Raw genomic sequence first — 15,033 nt, forward strand, 5'->3', positions numbered from 1 at the left:
CCGCGCTGGCCGATTGTCACCGTCACGAAGGGAACGCGTCCGATGTTCCGATCGCTGCTCGCCCGTCTGGTCGAGCCCACCGCCGAGGTGTCCGCGCACTGCGACCTCCCCTGCGGCATCTACGACCCGGTCCAGGCCAAGCTCGAGGCCCAGTCGGTCAAGGCCTGCATGGAGAAGGTCAAGGACAACCAGGACCCCGACTTCGTCGCCCGCGCCCGCACCGTCAAGGAGGAGCGCTCCGACCTCGTCAAGCACCACCTCTGGGTGCTGTGGACCGACTACTTCAAGCCGCCGCACTTCGAGAAGTACCCCCAGCTGCACCAGCTGTTCAACGAAGCCACCAAGCTCGCCGGCGCCGGCGGGACCAAGGCGTCGTGGGACGTCGCCGTGGCCGACCAGCTGCTCGCCAAGATCGACGAGATCGGCGACATCTTCTGGGAGACCAAGAAGGCCGCGGCCTGACCCACTGCGGTCACCACGGCGCACGACGCCGTACGACGTCGCGGGGCGGCACCTGAGCGCAGGTGCCGCCCCGTGGCGCGTCCGGGCTCGGACGCCTCAGCGCGCGGTCGGCTCGGCGACGGGCACCGCACCCGAGCCGTCCCGGCGCAGGTCGAGGACGCGCTCGAGCGCCTCGACGACGGCGGGGTCGTACTCGTAGCCCAGCCCGAGGTGGATGCGTTCGACCGCTGCTGCTTTGCTGGCCGACGTCGGGTGCTCGCCGGCGAGATCGTCGTACGCGTTGGCGACCTTGATGATGCGGGCGGCGAGCGGGATGTTCTCCCCCAGCTCGCGCACATGCCGGTACGGCTTGGCCTGCACCTCGAGAATGTCCGCCACATCGGCCAGTACCCCGGTGGTCCGCACGATCTCGGCACCGTCCCGGGCGATCCGGTCCTGGTCGGCCGGGGCGGCCATCATCGTGGCCCCCTGGGGTATCGGGGTCCGCAGCGCCAGCTGGCCGATGTCGTGCAACAGCGCCGCGTACTCGACCGATGACGCCTCTCGGGACGACACGCCCAGCATTCGCGCCATCGCCACGCTGAGATGCGCCACCCGGGTGGGGTGGTCGGGCCTGGTGTAGCCGCCGAGCTCGGTCAATCGGGACAGGGTGCGGATCGTCTGCCCCTGGGTCTCGCGGATCCCCGCGTAGCGACGGAGCGCGAACTGCGTCAACGCCAGCGGGAGGAGGAACACCGGGATGGCCACGATCCCGATGGCGCGCTCCGCCAGCGCGATCAGCGTGCCCGACGCCGCCAGCGCCGCACCCAGACCCACGATGTCCCCCAACCCGTTCGACACCGCCGCATGCCAGGGGACGCGGTGGTCCACCGCCTCCACGGCAGCGGTGAGCAGGCTCTCGGCGACGATGGCCACCCCCGACACCAGCACCATGGCCACGGCGAGGAGCCAGCGCCGCTCCTCCCAGTCCAGCCGCTCCAGCGGCTGACCCCCGACCAGAGGGAGCCAGCGGAAACCCACGGCGACGACCGCCACGGAGAGGAAGCGGATCGCCACCTCCGTGTAGTGCGGCGCGAGATGACGCCGCAGCCGCAGACCGGTAGCGAGGAGCATCGCCACAGCGGTGGTGAGGAGACAGATCGCGGGACCGAAGGTGACGTGCTCCAGGCCGACCATCGTCGTCATGGCCAGACCGAACGTGCCCGCCACGGACATCGGAGCGCTCTCCCGCGCGCCTGGGAGCCTGATCCGGTTGACCTCTCCCAGCACGATGGTGAGGAGGAACGTGACCAGGACCCACCGCTCCGTCGAGGTGGTGACGGGACGCGGCCCGGGTGTCGACGCCGCGACGAGGGTCAGCCACAGGCAGACGACCACGACCGCGCCCGCGGTCGTGGCGAGGACGGTGGCGAGCCGGCCCCGCGCCCACCGGGCCCTCATGACCTGACCTGCTCCGGGGTCACGACCGGCCCCGGCTGGGGGTCGATCCGGGAGGCCATGAGATCGGAGGCCGCCGGGTCGTCGTGGTCGAGGTAGCCGTCCATCATCAACAGCTCGTCCTCGCTCACCTCGGCCGGGACCCACCGGTGACGTTCGAGGGCGTTGCGCAGTGCCTCGACGATCCTCGGGTCGAACTGGGTCCCGGCTCGGGCCGCGACGGCCTCGAAGGCACGCGACGTGCCGAGCGAAGGGCGCTCGGGGCGACGAGTGGTCAACGCGTCGTAGGCGTCGGCGACGGCGATGACCCGACTGCTGAGAGGGATGTCCTCGCCGGCGAGCCCGTCCGGGTAGCCTCGCCCGTCCCAGCGCTCGTGGTGATGTCGGATGGCGGTCAGCGACGTCTCGAGGAAGTCGATCCCCGACAGCAGGAGGACACCCTGCTCGGCGTGCCGCTTGAGCACCTCGAGGTCGTCCCGACCCACGTTGGCCCCGCGGCGGACGACGAGGGTCGGGAGGGCCACCTTCCCGATGTCGTGCAGCTGGGCGGCGAAGCGCAGGGAGGCCGCCTGGCTCGTGGACAGGCTGAGCGTCTCCCCCATCCACTCGGCCAAGCGAGCGACTCGCTCGCTGTGGCCCCGGGAGGCCGGGTCCTTGATCTCCGCGGCGGTGACGAGCCCGGAGAGCGCGCTCTCGTGCGCACGCACCTCCTCGACGTACTGGTTGATGACCCACTGGGCGACGAAGAGCGGCGCCAGGATGAGCACCGCGCTGAAGGGCCCGACGCGGGCGGGGAACCACAGGGTGACGAAGAGGAAGCTGATGGCGCCGTACCCGAAGTAGGCGAGACCGGAGCTGCTGACCATGCTGAAGAACGTGACCCTGACTGGTTGCGCGGCGTCGGCCCTCAGCACGGCCGCGATCAAGAGGGCGTTGACGGTCATCTGGACGATGTCGGCCGCCAGCAGCGGCAGGGCGACGTGCAGCACCAGCGGCCACGCTCCCTGCAAGGGGATGGTGAGCGTGCCGCCCAGCAGCAGGTACGCCGCGCCCCCGACCCACCCCAGCGTGGCGGCCATGGCCGTGTTGAACACGCGTGTGCGCAGTGCAGAACGCTGCGGCTCGACGACGTAGACCAGGGCACCGACCAGGGACGCCCCGACGGGGCCGACGGTGGGGATGCAGGCGAGAAGGATGATGCTGAGGAACGACAGGGTGACGTTGAAGCCGAGTCCCTGCCCGCGGAGGAAGTGGCTGAGGACCGCCAGCGCGGCGAGGACGCCGAGGGCGACCAGGTCCTTGGGTGGCCCCACGACGGCGAGGTTGACGGCGAACCCGACGACCGCGACGAGGCAGGTGAGACCGACGACGACCTGCACCCGGCGTCGGCGCCCGCGGTCGGTGGCGCGGGGGTCGGCGGGCATGTCTCCCACGGTAGCGACCGGTGGCCGGGCTGTCCGTGGCTGTCCGGTCACGTCGGACAGCGTGCGGGGGGAGCCTGGAGGCTCAGCCGCCCCAACCCCAGATCGAGACGGGACCGGTGGTGCTGGTGCCGGAGTGGGCGACGGCGGTGGTGACGGCGGTGCGGATCACGGCGGGACTCCTGAGAACGAGGGGGGGGTGTCGGTCGGTCGACGAGGTCGGGGGGAGCCTGGAGGCTCAGCCGCCCCAACCCCAGATCGAGACGGGACCGGTGGTGCTGGTGCCGGAGTGGGCGACGGCGGTGGTGGCGGCGGTGCGGATCACGGCGGGACTCCTGAGAACGAGGGGGGGTGTCGGTCGGTCGACGAGGTCGGGGGGAGCCTGGAGGCTCAGCCGCCCCAACCCCAGATCGAGACGGGACCGGTGGTGCTGGTGCCGGAGTGGGCGACGGCGGTGGTGGCGGCGGTGCGGATCACGGCGGGACTCCTGAGAACGAGGGGGGGTGTCGGTCGGTCGACGAGGTCGGGGGGAGCCTGGAGGCTCAGCCGCCCCAACCCCAGATCGACACCGGGCCGGCGGCCGGCTGCTGCGGCGCGGGGCGCACGGGGGCGGAGGCGGAGCCCCAGGTCGGCAGCGACGGGGTGGTCAGCATCGAGTCGGCGAGCTTGGCGAGGGTGCTGAAGCGGTTCATGGCGAAGGACCTCTTTCTCGGCCGTGATCGGGGCACGGCGTCATGGACGGGATTCCGTCGGGTCGGAATGTCCGGGGAGTGGGACGATGTCGCGCGTCCGCGCCATCTGCTGCGCTCTCAATTTCGCAGAGCGAAGGCCTGTGCAGCACGAGAGGTTGTCAGCGGGCGGCGAAATTTGCCAAAACTTGAACCGTAACTGGTCTATTCCGAGGCTATTGTCCTGATATACACCAGGCAGCCTCAGGGACCTTGGGCCCTGCCCGTCCCCCGGCCTCGGGGGGACCGGGGCGGCGGGAGCCCTCGCCCGGTCGTGAGACACTGGGCGGCGGACCAGTCCGTCGCGCCCTGCCGGGGGCGCCTGCACCCGAAGGAGCCCAGATGAGCAAGCGTGCCCGCAAGCGTCGTACCCGCAAGAAGAGCGGCGCCAACCACGGCCGTCGGCCCAACGCCTGACGCCTCCGCGCCGCCTCGAGCGACGCAGCGAGAAGCCCCCGCGACCACCGGTCGCGGGGGCTTCGTCGTCGGGCTCGTGGGGCTCTCAGCCGGCGAGGATCCGGACGGGGCTCTCCTCCTGGGCCTCCGCGGCCGCCACCTCGGCCCGGGCGATGCCGAAGCGCATCTTCTTGGTGTGCTCGAGCGAGTCCTCGATGAGCATCCGGTTGGTGCGGATCAGGTCCGAGACCACGCCGAGCATCGCCGAGAGGAACGAGATCATCAGCAGCGCGATGCCGAGCAGCAGCGACTGGATGTGGTTCCCGCCCGAGTCGGTCTGCAGCAGGATCGCGTAGCGCAGGAACGGGGTCAGCCCGAGGACGCCGAAGACGACGGCGAGCAGCCCGAAGATCGCGTACGGCTTGTACATGATGTACGACCGCACGATGGCCATCCCCGACTTCATGACGTGCTCGCGCGTCGAGGAGAACAGCCGCGACTCGCGCGTCTTGGGGTTGGTCGTCACGGGGATGCTGGCGATCCGCAGCTTCTTGTTGCCCGCCTGGATGATCGTCTCCATGCAGTAGCTGAAGCGCGTGATCGTGTTGAGCAGCATGAGCGACTCGCGCGAGTAGGCGCGGAACCCGCTGGCGGCGTCGGGCAGCTCGGTGCCGGCGGCCCGGTTGACCACGCTGCTGCCCAGCTTCTGCAGGGCGATCTTGCCCCGGGAGAAGTGCTCGACCATGTGCACCTGCCGGTCGGCGATGACGATCTCCGCCTCACCACGCAGGATCGGCTGGACGAGGTCGGTGATGCGCTCCTGCGGGTACTGGTTGTCGCCGTCGGTGTTGACGACGATGTCCGCCCCGAGCTCGAGGGCCCGCTGGACGCCGTCGTGGAACGAGCGCCCCAGACCGCGGTTGCGCGCGTGGCGCACGAACTCCGTCACCCCGTGCGCGCGGGCCACCTCGACGGTGCGGTCGCTCGACCCGTCGTCGACGACGAGGACGACGATCTCGTCGATGCCCGGGATCTCGCGCGGGATCGAGGACAGGACGAGAGGGAGGGTCTCCTCCTCGTTCAAGCACGGCACCTGCACCACGAGCTTCACGGATCCACCTTTCTGACGGATCCACGATAGCCGTCTGCACGCCCTCCCCGGACCCGCGCGTGCGTGGGCTCCCGGAAGCGGTTGCCACGGCGTACTACCATGACCACCGCTCAGCCGGGGCTCAGGAGGCTCCCGGACAGGGGTCGGAAGGGACGAGGCGACGGTGGATGTGACAGGACCGCGACGGTCGGGGGGCGCCTCGGCCGTCGTGCGGGACCAGCATCCCTACCGCCTGGCCTGGGCGGCCGTCGACGCGGTGATCTGGTTCGCGGCGGTGCCGTTGGCCCAGTGGCTGCGCTACGACTTCGCCGCCGCGAAGGCGATCACGACCGGCAGCGTCCTGTGCGGGCTGCTCTGCGCCCTGGTCCACCTCGGCTTCGGCCTGGCCCTGGGCCCGTACACGATCTCCCACCTGCGCGCGTCGTTCGAGGAGGTGCTCGACCTCGCCCGCGCCGTCGTGCTCACGACGGTCGTCGTCCTCACCGTCGTCCTCGTCGCCGGCGCCACCTCCGCCGTCGTCCCCCCGACGACGGTGCCGCGCAGCGTCCCGCTGGTGGCCGGTGCCTTCTCGGTCGGCATCATGCTGGCCGCCCGGATGGCGGTGCGCGCGGTGCGGGTCGCCCGCCGCGGTGGGCGGACCGACGTACGGCGCGTCGTCGTCTTCGGGGCCGGCGAGGGCGGCCGGCAGCTGGTGCGGGCCATGCTGCGCGACCCGCAGTCGACGTACCGGCCCGTCGCCCTCATCGACGACAGCCCGCGCAAGGCGCGGCTGACCATCGAGGGGGTCCGGGTCCGCGGCAGCCGCGCGGACCTCGCCCGCGTCGCGGCGCGGTACGACGCCGACGCCCTCGTCGTGGCCGTCCCCTCGGCCGACGCCGGGCTGCTGCGCGACCTCTCCGAGCGGGCCGCCGCCTGCGACCTGCCCGTGCTCGTGCTGCCCGCCGTCCAGGACATCATCGGCCCCCCGACGTCCCGGGACCTGCGCGACGTCAACCTCGAGGACATCCTCGGCCGGCGGCCCATCGACCTCGACGCGACGGCGATCGCCGAGTCCATCGTCGGGCGCCGGGTCCTCGTCACGGGGGCGGGCGGGTCGATCGGCTCGGAGCTGTGCCGCCAGATCGCGCGCTTCTCCCCCGAGCGGCTGATCCTGCTGGACCGCGACGAGTCGGCCCTGCAGGAGGTGCAGCTGTCGCTCACCGGTCACGGCCTGCTCGACAGCGACGACATCGTCCTCGCCGACATCCGCGACGTCCGCACCATCGAGGGCGTCCTCGAGCGCACCCGGCCCGACGTCGTCTTCCACGCGGCGGCGCTCAAGCACCTCCCCCTCCTCGAGCGCTACCCGCACGAGGCCTGGCTGACCAACGTCCTCGGCACCCTCAACGTCCTCACCGCCTGCCAGCGGGCCGGGGTCGGCACCGTCGTGAACATCTCGACCGACAAGGCCGCCGACCCCACCTGCGTCCTCGGCTACAGCAAGCGGGTCGCCGAGCGGCTCACGGCCTCGTTCGCCGCGACCGGCACCGGCCGCTACGTCTCGGTGCGCTTCGGCAACGTCCTCGGCTCGCGCGGCTCGGTCATCCACGCCTTCACGGCCCAGATCCAGGCGGGCGGCCCCGTCACCGTCACCCACCCCGAGGTCGAGCGGTTCTTCATGCTCATCCCGGAGGCCTGCCAGCTCGTCCTCCAGGCCTCGGCCATGGGCGGCGACGGGGAGGTCATGGTCCTCGACATGGGCCGCCCGATGCGCATCCTCGACGTCGCCCGCACGCTCGTCCGGCGCTCGGGCCGTCACGACGTGCGCATCGTGTTCACCGGGCTGCGCCCCGGCGAGAAGCTGGGCGAGGACCTCTTCTCCACCACCGAGGACGCGGCGCTCACGAGCCACCCCCTGGTCAGCGCCGTCGGCGTCCCCCCGCTGGCCCCGGCCGCGGTGCACGGGACCCCGCCCGCCTCGGCGCAGGAGGCCGGCGCCTGGATGCGGCAGGTGGCGCGCGACCACGACGTCCCTGTCCCCGCCGCGGGGAACCGAGGGTGACCCGGGTCCTGCTCTCCCAGGCCGACGTCACCGTCCGCGAGCGCGACGCCGTCGCCGCTGCCGTGATGTCGGGCTGGGTCGCCCCGCTCGGCCCCGAGGTCGACGCCTTCGAGGCGGAGATGGCCGAGCGCAGCGGCGTGCGCCACGCCCTCGCCCTCTCCAGCGGCACCGCCGCGCTGCACCTCGGCCTGCTCGGGCTGGGCGCCGGGCCCGACACGGTCGTCGTGGTGCCCTCCCTCACCTTCGCCGCCTCGGCCAACGCCGTCACCTACACCGGGGCGACGCCGTACTTCGTGGACTCGCGGGAGGACGACGGCACCATCTCGGTCGACCTGCTCGAGCGGGCCCTGTCCGAGCTGAGGGCGCAGGGCCGGCGCGTCGCCGCCGTCATGCCGGTCGACCTGCTCGGACGGACCGTCGAGCACGACGCCCTGCGGGCCGTCGCGGCCTCCTTCGAGGTCCCGGTGATCGTCGACGCGGCCGAGTCGGTCGGGGCGACGTACCACGGCCGGCCCGCGCCCTCCTTCGGCGCGGTGTCCGCGATCTCGTTCAACGGCAACAAGATCATGACCACCTCCGGCGGCGGGATGCTGCTCTCCGACGACGCCGACCTCGTCGCGCGGGCGCGCTACCTGTCGACCCAGGCGCGCCGGCCCGTCCCCTGGTACGAGCACACCGAGACCGGGTACAACTACCGGCTGTCCAACGTCCTCGCGGCCCTCGGACGCGTCCAGCTCTCCCGGCTCGACGAGATGATGGCGCGGCGTCGCGCCATCCGGCAGCGCTACGCGCGGGCCGTGGTCGACCTGCCCGGGGTCCGCGTGCTCGGGCCCGGGCCCGGCGCCCGTGACGACACGGGCGACAACTGCTGGCTGACCGCCCTCGTGCTCGACGACGGGGCGCGGGCCGACCGGCTGGTCGCCGCCCTCGACGAGGCCGACATCGAGGGGCGGGCCCTCTGGAAGCCGATGCACCTGCAGCCGCTCTTCGCGCAGGCGCCCGCGACGCTCGACGGTACGAGCGAGCGGCTGTTCCGCACGGGCGTCACCCTGCCCAGCGGGTCGTCCCTCGACGACGCGGCCGTCGACCGGGTCGTCGTGGTGCTGCGGCACGTCCTGGGGGGCTGACGTGGACCGCTACCGCGTCCGCGACCTCGTCGTCGCCGTCCCGGCGCTCGTGCTGTCGACCCCCGCGCAGCTGGTCGTCGCCGCCGTCGTCGCCGCGCGCCTCGGCCGGCCGGTGCTCTTCCGCCAGACGCGGGCCGGCCGGCACGGCGAACCGTTCCGGCTGCTGAAGTTCCGCACCATGCTCGACGTCGACGAGGCGGCGGGGCTCCTCACGGACGAGCAGCGGCTGACGCCCACGGGCCGGGTCCTGCGGGCCACGAGCCTCGACGAGCTGCCGGGCCTGTGGAACGTCGTCCGCGGCGACATGGCCCTCGTCGGCCCGCGCCCGCTCCTCGTGGACTACCTCCCGCTCTACTCGCCCGAGCAGGCACGGCGGCACGAGGTGCCCCCCGGCCTCACCGGGCTGGCCCAGGTCAGCGGCCGCAACGCGGTCGGCTGGGCCGAGCGCCTGCGGCTCGACGTCGAGTACGTCGACCGGCGCAGCCTCGCGCTGGACCTGCGCCTCCTCTGCCGTACGGTCGCCGTCGTGCTGCGACGCGAGGGCATCAGCGCCGACGGCCAGGCCACCATGAGCCGCTTCACCGGCGACCCGGGACGGACGGCGTGAGCGACCCCGGGGACGCGCCGGCGCCGGCGACCCCCCTCGTGGTCGTGGGCGCCGGGGGGATGGGCCGTGAGGTCCTCGAGGTCGTGGAGGCGGTCGAGGCCTCGCGGTCGGCCGCGGGCCTCCCCCCCGCGTGGCGCCTGCTCGGCGTCGTCGACGACGCGGCCTCCGCGGCGAACGCGGCCCTGCTCGCCCGCCGCGGCGTCACCCTGCTCGGCCCGACCGCGGTGCTGGACGACCTGGCCCCGGACGTGCACGTCGTCCTCGGGGTCGGCAGCGGTGCCGCTCGGGCGTCGCTCGCCCGCGCCACCGCCGGACGACCCGCGGCGACCCTCGTCCACCCGTCGGCGACGGTCGGCGTCCACGTCGCCCTCGGCGAGGGCACCGTCGTGTGCCAGGGGGCCAGGGTCACCACGGACGCGGTCCTCGGGCGGCACGTCATCGTCAACAGCAACGCGGCCGTGGCCCACGACTGCCGGCTGGGCGACTTCGTCACCGTCAACCCGCTGGCCGCCCTCTCCGGTGGCTGCACGGTGGGCGACGGCGCGACCATCGGGGCCCACGCGGTGGTCCTGCAGGGCCTCGAGGTCGGGTCGGGCGCGACGGTGGGGGCGCAGGCGTGCGTGGTGCGCCCGGTCCCGGTCGGCGCCGTCGTCAAGGGGGTCCCGGCGCGATGACGGCGGACCCCACGACCGGGCGACCCACGGCGGTGGTCACCTCGACCATCGCCATGACGGTCGCCACCTTCCACCGCGAGCTGCTGCGCCAGCTCGCCGACGGGGGGTACGACGTCCTCGTCGTCACCTCCCCCGGTGCCGAGCTCGACGACCTGCGCGACACCGCCGGCGTGCGCACGGCCGGGATCCCCATGGCCCGCGAGATCGCCCCGCGCGGCGACCTCGTCGCGGCGCGGGCCTGGTGGTCGCTGCTGCGCCGCGAGCGGCCCGCCCTCGTGGTCTGCGCGACCCCGAAGGCCAGCCTGCTCGGGTGCGTCGTCGCGGCGGTGGCGCGGGTGCCGCAGCGGCTCTACTACTGCGGGGGCCTGCGCCTCGAGGGCGAGCGGGGGGGCCGGCGCGCGCTGCTCGCCGCCACGGAGTGGGTCACCGGGCGGGCCGCCACCCAGGTCGTCGTCAACTCCCCCTCCCTCGCCGCCCGCGCCGCGCGCCTGCGCCTCTTCCGCCGCTCGACGCTGCGCCGGACGGCGCCGGCCAGCAGCCACGGCGTCGACACCGACCACTTCGCGCCGCGCCCTCCCGACGCGGGGCTGCGCGAGCGGCTGGGGCTGGCCCCCGACGTGCCGACCCTCGTCCTCGTCGGCCGGCTCACCCACGACAAGGGCATCGACGCCCTCCTGCGGGCCCTCGCCCGGCTCGAGGGCCGGGCGGTCCGGGCCCAGCTCGTCGTCGTCGGCCCTCAGGACGAGCCCGACTCGGCGCACTACCTCGACGCCCTCACCCGCTGCCGCACCGTCGTCGTCCCCGTGGACCGGGTCGCGGACGTGCGCCCCTACCTCGCCCTGGCCGACCTGCACGTGCTGCCCTCGCTGCGCGAGGGCTTCCCCAACGTCGTCCTGGAGGCGGGGGCCATGGGCGTGGCCACCGTCACGACCGACGCCACCGGGTGCGTCGACAGCGTCCGGCCGGGGGTGACCGGGCTCGTCGTCCCCGCCGGGGACGGGGACGCCCTGGGCGACGCGATCGCCGAGCTGCTCGCCGACCCCGCCCGACGGGCCGCGATGGGCGCGGCCGCCCGCGACTGGGTGACCGCGCGCTTCCGCCCCGCCGACGTCGTCGCCTCCCTGCTGGGAGACCTCGTGCCGGCCCCGGGCCCGACGAGCCCGGTCCGCTCCCGATGAGCCCCCTGCACACCGTCGCGGCCTACGGGCCCGCGGCCGGCTCGACCCGCGTCCGGCTGCTCGACTGGGTGCGCCACCTCGACCTGCCCGCTCAGCACCACGGCTACCGCGGAGGTCGGGACAACGCCCTCGGCGGGCTGGCCCGCGACCCGCTCGCGACGCTGCGCGCCGAGCGCTCGCTGCACGGGCTGCGGCTGCCGGGGCACCGGGTCCTGCTGTCGCGGGAGGCCTCGCCCCTGTCCACGGGCGCGGTCGAGGAGCGCCTGCTGCGGGACGCCGGGCGGGGCACCTACGACCTCGACGACGCCCTCTTCCACGACGACGTCGGCCCCCGCAGGCTGCTCGGCCGCCCGCGGCGGGCCCGGCGCGCGGCGGCGGCCGCGGACGTCGTCCTCGCCGGCAACCCCTACCTCGCCGACTGGGCCTCCCAGCACGCCCGCGACGTGCGGGTGGTGCCGTCCTGCGTCGAGCCCGGGCGCTACCGTCCCGTCACCGGCTGGGCCGTGGGCGACCGGCCCCGCCTGGTCTGGATCGGCAGCCCCAGCACCGAGGCCCACCTGGCCACGGTGGGACCGGCGCTGCGCGAGGTCCACCGGCGCACCGGAGCCGTGACCCTCGTCGTGAGCGGCGCCGCGCCCACCGCGGCGATGGCGCCGTACGAGGACGTCGTGGAGCGGGTGCCCTGGACCCCCGAGGGATTCGCCGCCGCGCTGGCACAGGGGGACGTCGGGCTCGCCCCGCTGCCGGACACCCCGTGGAACCGCGGCAAGTGCGCCTACAAGCTGCTCCAGTACGGCGCCACCGCCCTCCCCGTCGTCGGCTCCCCGGTCGGCGCGAACGCCACGGCGCTGGAGCGCCTCGACGGGTTCGCGGTCGACGGCGTCGACGACTGGGTCGATGCCCTGGTCGTCGCCCTCACCGGGAGCGAGCAGGAGCGGGCGCGCCGCGGCCTGGCGGCCCGGGCCGCGGTCGAGGACCACTACTCGTTCGCGGCCTGGGCCGACCGCTGGCGGGACGCGGTCCTCGGGGGGTCGGCGTGAGCGCGACCGTGCAGCGCGCCCGCACCGCCCTCGCCCACCCCGCGGCGGGAGCGGCGCTGGTCACCGTCGGGGTGTCCGGCACCCAGGGCCTCATCGGCCTGCTCACCGCGCGGTGGCTCGGACCGACGGACCGGGGGGTCGTCGTCACGGGGGTCACCGCCTCCAGCCTGCTCCTCCTCCTGGGGGGCCTGGGCCTGCCGCCGACGCTGCGGATGACGCTCGCCCGGCCGCAGGGTGGGCTGTCCTTCCGCGGCATGGTCGTCCTCGTCGCCCCGCTCGTCGCCCTCGTCTGCCTCCCCCTGGCGCTCCTCGCGGCCGGCGTCCTGCGGGTCTTCGGCGACGTGCACCGTCCGCTCACCCTGCTCGCCTTCGCCGCCTTCTGCGTCGTGGCCGTCTGCGCCACCCTGCTGCGCGAGGGCCTGCACGGCACCGGGCGGCACCGCTGGGCCGTCGGCGGCGACCTCCTCTCCGCCGTCGTCCTGCTCGGCTCGGTCGGCGTGCTCCGCGCGACCGACCGGCTGGGGGTCGAGAGCTACTTCGTGGCGGCGACCCTCGGCGGCCTGTGCGGCATCGCCCTCCTGCTCACCTGCGGGTGGCGCGACCCGGACCCGCCCGGGACCCGACCGCGGCGGGGGGCGCTGCTGCGCCTGAGCCGGGGGTCGCTCGCGTGGGCCCTGCTGGCCGCCTTCGCGTGGAAGGGCGACCGGCTCCTCCTCGGACTGGTGACCGACCCGACCCAGGTCGGCGTCTACGGGACCGCGGCGACGCTGTCCGACGTGGCGTGGCTCGTCCCGGTGGCGATGTCGACGGTCCTCGCCCGCCGTGTGTCCGCCGAGGACAGCGCCGCGATGGTCCCCCGCTGGCGGCGGCGCATGCTCGGGCTCACGGCTCTCGCGGCGGTGCCCGTCGGCGTCCTCGGCACCGTCGTGCTGACGAGGCTGCTCGGCCCGGGCTACGCCGGCGGGGTCCCCGCGCTGTGGCTGCTGCTGCTCGGTACCCTCGCCCTGACCTCGTACCAGGCGGACCTCGCCGGCTGCCAGGGTCTCGGCCGGTTCCGGGCGGGGTGGCAGTCGGCCCTGGCCGGCTCCGTCACCCTCGTGGCCCTCGCTCCGCCGCTCGCCCTCGCGCTCGGCGGGACCGGGTGCGCCCTGGCCAGCGTGGTCGCCTACGCGGCCATGGCGGTGGTGTGCCGCCGCCAGCTCCTCGCCCTGTTGCCGACCCCCCACCCCCGTGGTCCGGAGACTCCATGACCCCCTCCTCGCCCCCTCCCCCCGAGCCGACCCCGGCGGGCTCCCGGCGCCTGCGGGTGCTGCCGGCGCGCGCCGTCGCGGCCGCCCGCGGTGTGCAGCTGGCCGGCCTGGCCTACGTCCTCCTGCTGCCCGTCAGCCGGACCGCGCTCCTCGCGCTCGTCCTCGCCCTCGTGCTCGCCTCCTCGCTCGTCCTGCTGCTCGACGCCCGGGCCGCCGGCGGACGGCTGGTCGCCCGGGAGCTGCGCTGGGCCCTCCTGCTGTACGTCGCGTTCCTCGCCGCCTGGACGCTCTGGTCGGCGCTGCGCCACGCCCCCGGCCTGACGCACCAGCTCGTCGTGTGGGGTGTCGCGCCCGCCGTGTGGGTCGCGTGGGCGCTCACCCTGCGGGGGGAGCACGTGCGCCGGGTGGTGACGACGATCGTCGTGGGGACGCTCGTCTCGGGTCTGCTGCTGGTCTGGTGGATGCTGCACGCGTACGACGTCCTGCCCTTCCCCGCCGCCGTGGCCCGCGTCCAGGGCGGCGGGAGCACCCTGGTCGGGTCCGCGCTGAGCGTGCGGTGGTACGGGCTGTCCGCCGTGGGTCTCGCGACCCCCGTCGTCGTCGCCGCCCTGGCGATGCGGCGCGAGTCGTGGGCGCCGTCCTGGCGGCTGTCCCTGCCGGCCAGCCTCGTCGCGACGACGGTGTGCATCGGCGCCGGCCGGCGGGCCTTCCTGCTGACGCTCGCCCTCACCGTCCTGCTGCTGCTGGTCGTCCGCGCCCTCGGGCTGTGGACCACCCGCCGGGCCCCGTCGTGGCGCAGCGCCCTGCACCAGGTCCTCGCCCTGGCCGCGGTCGCCGCCCTGCTCCTCACCCCCCTCGGGAGCAACACGCTCTACCAGGTGGGCAGCGCGACGGCGATCGCCGCGCACAAGGTCGGGGTGGCCCTGCCCGCCCCGACGCCGCCGGGCCGCAAGGCCACCCCGACCACCCCGAGCACCCCGGGCACCACGGCCGGGGGCACGACGGCGCCCGGCGCAGGGTCCTCGACCCCCGGCGGCGGGACGCCCGGTGGGTCCGGCGGGACGAGCGGCGACGCGCCGCCGTCCGCCTCGACCCCCGAGGAGCCCGCGCCCGCCCCGGCGCTCAACGAGGACGACGCGATCCGCGCCGACGAGGCGGGCGAGCTGGCCGCGGGCTGGCACGGGAGCCCGGTCCTCGGGCGCGGCCTCGGCGCCGTCCTGCCCGACGGGTACCGGCGCAACGAGGCCCGGCCGTGGGACTTCGAGCTGCAGTACGCCGTCGTGCTGATGAACGTCGGCGTCGTCGGCTCGCTCGTCCTGGCCGCGTGCGCGGCCCTGGTGCTCCTCGCGGCCGTCCGGGCGGCCCGCCGTCAGCCGCGCAGCGCCCTCGTCGCCGGCGCCGCCGCCGCGCTGGGGGTCGTCGTCGCCAACGCGACGAACCCGTACCTGCAGGCCCCCGGCCACCAGTGGACGCTGTTCCTCGGGGCCGGGGTGGCCAACGGGATCCTCGTGGCCGGCCACCGGAGGGGCTCCGACCGCCCGGCGTCGGCGGCGGACTGAGC

General features: G+C 74.7%; 14 protein-coding genes. 10 read left to right on the forward strand and 4 right to left on the reverse strand.

Annotated elements, in window-relative coordinates:
• Positions 1-42: 42 nt before the first annotated feature.
• Positions 43-462 (forward strand): superoxide dismutase, Ni, encoded by a 420-nt coding sequence (gene sodN / locus FB458_RS01600; RefSeq protein ID WP_141846184.1) that lies wholly within the window; start codon positions 43-45, stop codon positions 460-462.
• A gap of 96 nt (positions 463-558) precedes the next feature.
• Here the strand turns inward: sodN and FB458_RS01605 are convergent, their stop codons facing one another.
• The 3 genes from FB458_RS01605 to FB458_RS21180 all read right to left on the reverse strand — a co-directional run bounded on the left by FB458_RS01605 (position 559) and on the right by FB458_RS21180 (position 4,012).
• Positions 559-1,839: an HD-GYP domain-containing protein gene (locus FB458_RS01605; RefSeq protein WP_170185535.1), complete on the reverse strand. Its 1,281-nt coding sequence runs from the start codon at positions 1,837-1,839 to the stop codon at positions 559-561.
• Between the two features lie 59 nt (positions 1,840-1,898).
• A complete protein-coding gene (locus FB458_RS01610; RefSeq protein ID WP_141846188.1) occupies positions 1,899-3,323 on the reverse strand; it encodes an HD-GYP domain-containing protein in 1,425 nt (474 codons plus the stop codon).
• 539 nt (positions 3,324-3,862) lie between these two features.
• Positions 3,863-4,012: a hypothetical protein gene (locus tag FB458_RS21180; protein ID WP_170185536.1), complete on the reverse strand. Its 150-nt coding sequence runs from the start codon at positions 4,010-4,012 to the stop codon at positions 3,863-3,865.
• A gap of 378 nt (positions 4,013-4,390) precedes the next feature.
• On the opposite strand from FB458_RS21180, the gene FB458_RS22205 reads away from it, so the two are divergent.
• Positions 4,391-4,465, forward strand: coding sequence for a 50S ribosomal protein bL37 (locus FB458_RS22205; RefSeq protein WP_425460870.1), 75 nt, complete (start codon positions 4,391-4,393; stop codon positions 4,463-4,465).
• A gap of 85 nt (positions 4,466-4,550) precedes the next feature.
• Here the strand turns inward: FB458_RS22205 and FB458_RS01625 are convergent, their stop codons facing one another.
• Entirely contained in the window at positions 4,551-5,555 is a 1,005-nt protein-coding gene (locus tag FB458_RS01625; RefSeq protein WP_141846192.1) for a glycosyltransferase family 2 protein, read from the reverse strand.
• Between the two features lie 208 nt (positions 5,556-5,763).
• Between FB458_RS01625 and FB458_RS01630 the strand changes: the two genes are divergently transcribed.
• Genes FB458_RS01630 through FB458_RS01665 form a run of 8 tightly spaced genes read left to right on the forward strand, consistent with a single transcriptional unit; the run spans position 5,764 to position 15,031 of the window.
• Positions 5,764-7,596 carry a polysaccharide biosynthesis protein gene (locus tag FB458_RS01630; RefSeq protein ID WP_246061011.1) on the forward strand — a complete coding sequence of 611 codons (1,833 nt, stop codon included), beginning with the start codon at positions 5,764-5,766 and terminating at the stop codon, positions 7,594-7,596.
• Positions 7,593-8,723, forward strand: a complete 1,131-nt coding sequence (locus FB458_RS01635) for an aminotransferase class I/II-fold pyridoxal phosphate-dependent enzyme (RefSeq protein WP_141846194.1) — start codon at positions 7,593-7,595, stop codon at positions 8,721-8,723. Before FB458_RS01630 ends, FB458_RS01635 begins: the two co-directional genes overlap by 4 nt.
• Position 8,724: 1 nt before the next feature.
• Entirely contained in the window at positions 8,725-9,330 is a 606-nt protein-coding gene (locus FB458_RS01640; RefSeq protein WP_141846196.1) for a sugar transferase, read from the forward strand.
• On the forward strand, positions 9,327-10,004 hold the full coding sequence (locus tag FB458_RS01645) for a NeuD/PglB/VioB family sugar acetyltransferase (protein WP_246061012.1): 678 nt from the start codon (positions 9,327-9,329) through the stop codon (positions 10,002-10,004). Before FB458_RS01640 ends, FB458_RS01645 begins: the two co-directional genes overlap by 4 nt.
• Positions 10,001-11,182, forward strand: coding sequence for a glycosyltransferase (locus FB458_RS01650; RefSeq protein WP_141846198.1), 1,182 nt, complete (start codon positions 10,001-10,003; stop codon positions 11,180-11,182). The genes FB458_RS01645 and FB458_RS01650 overlap by 4 nt, the downstream gene beginning before the upstream one ends.
• On the forward strand, positions 11,179-12,222 hold the full coding sequence (locus FB458_RS01655; RefSeq protein ID WP_141846200.1) for a glycosyltransferase: 1,044 nt from the start codon (positions 11,179-11,181) through the stop codon (positions 12,220-12,222). The genes FB458_RS01650 and FB458_RS01655 overlap by 4 nt, the downstream gene beginning before the upstream one ends.
• On the forward strand, positions 12,219-13,472 hold the full coding sequence (locus FB458_RS01660) for a lipopolysaccharide biosynthesis protein (RefSeq protein WP_170185537.1): 1,254 nt from the start codon (positions 12,219-12,221) through the stop codon (positions 13,470-13,472). The genes FB458_RS01655 and FB458_RS01660 overlap by 4 nt, the downstream gene beginning before the upstream one ends.
• Positions 13,469-15,031: a hypothetical protein gene (locus FB458_RS01665; protein ID WP_141846204.1), complete on the forward strand. Its 1,563-nt coding sequence runs from the start codon at positions 13,469-13,471 to the stop codon at positions 15,029-15,031. The genes FB458_RS01660 and FB458_RS01665 overlap by 4 nt, the downstream gene beginning before the upstream one ends.
• The last annotated feature ends 2 nt before the right edge of the window (positions 15,032-15,033 follow it).

Origin of the sequence: Lapillicoccus jejuensis, assembly GCF_006715055.1 — a bacterium.
In the GTDB taxonomy this organism is placed as follows: domain Bacteria; phylum Actinomycetota; class Actinomycetes; order Actinomycetales; family Dermatophilaceae; genus Lapillicoccus; species Lapillicoccus jejuensis.

Excerpts from the sequence above, each read along its gene's own strand:
- sodN (WP_141846184.1), top strand. The coding sequence starts at position 43 with ATGTTCCGATCGCTGCTCGCCCGTCTGGTCGAGCCCACCGCCGAGGTG.
- FB458_RS01610 (WP_141846188.1), bottom strand. The coding sequence starts at position 3,323 with ATGCCCGCCGACCCCCGCGCCACCGACCGCGGGCGCCGACGCCGGGTG.
- FB458_RS21180 (WP_170185536.1), bottom strand. The coding sequence starts at position 4,012 with ATGAACCGCTTCAGCACCCTCGCCAAGCTCGCCGACTCGATGCTGACC.
- FB458_RS01650 (WP_141846198.1), top strand. The coding sequence starts at position 10,001 with ATGACGGCGGACCCCACGACCGGGCGACCCACGGCGGTGGTCACCTCG.
- FB458_RS01655 (WP_141846200.1), top strand. The coding sequence starts at position 11,179 with ATGAGCCCCCTGCACACCGTCGCGGCCTACGGGCCCGCGGCCGGCTCG.
- FB458_RS01665 (WP_141846204.1), top strand. The coding sequence starts at position 13,469 with ATGACCCCCTCCTCGCCCCCTCCCCCCGAGCCGACCCCGGCGGGCTCC.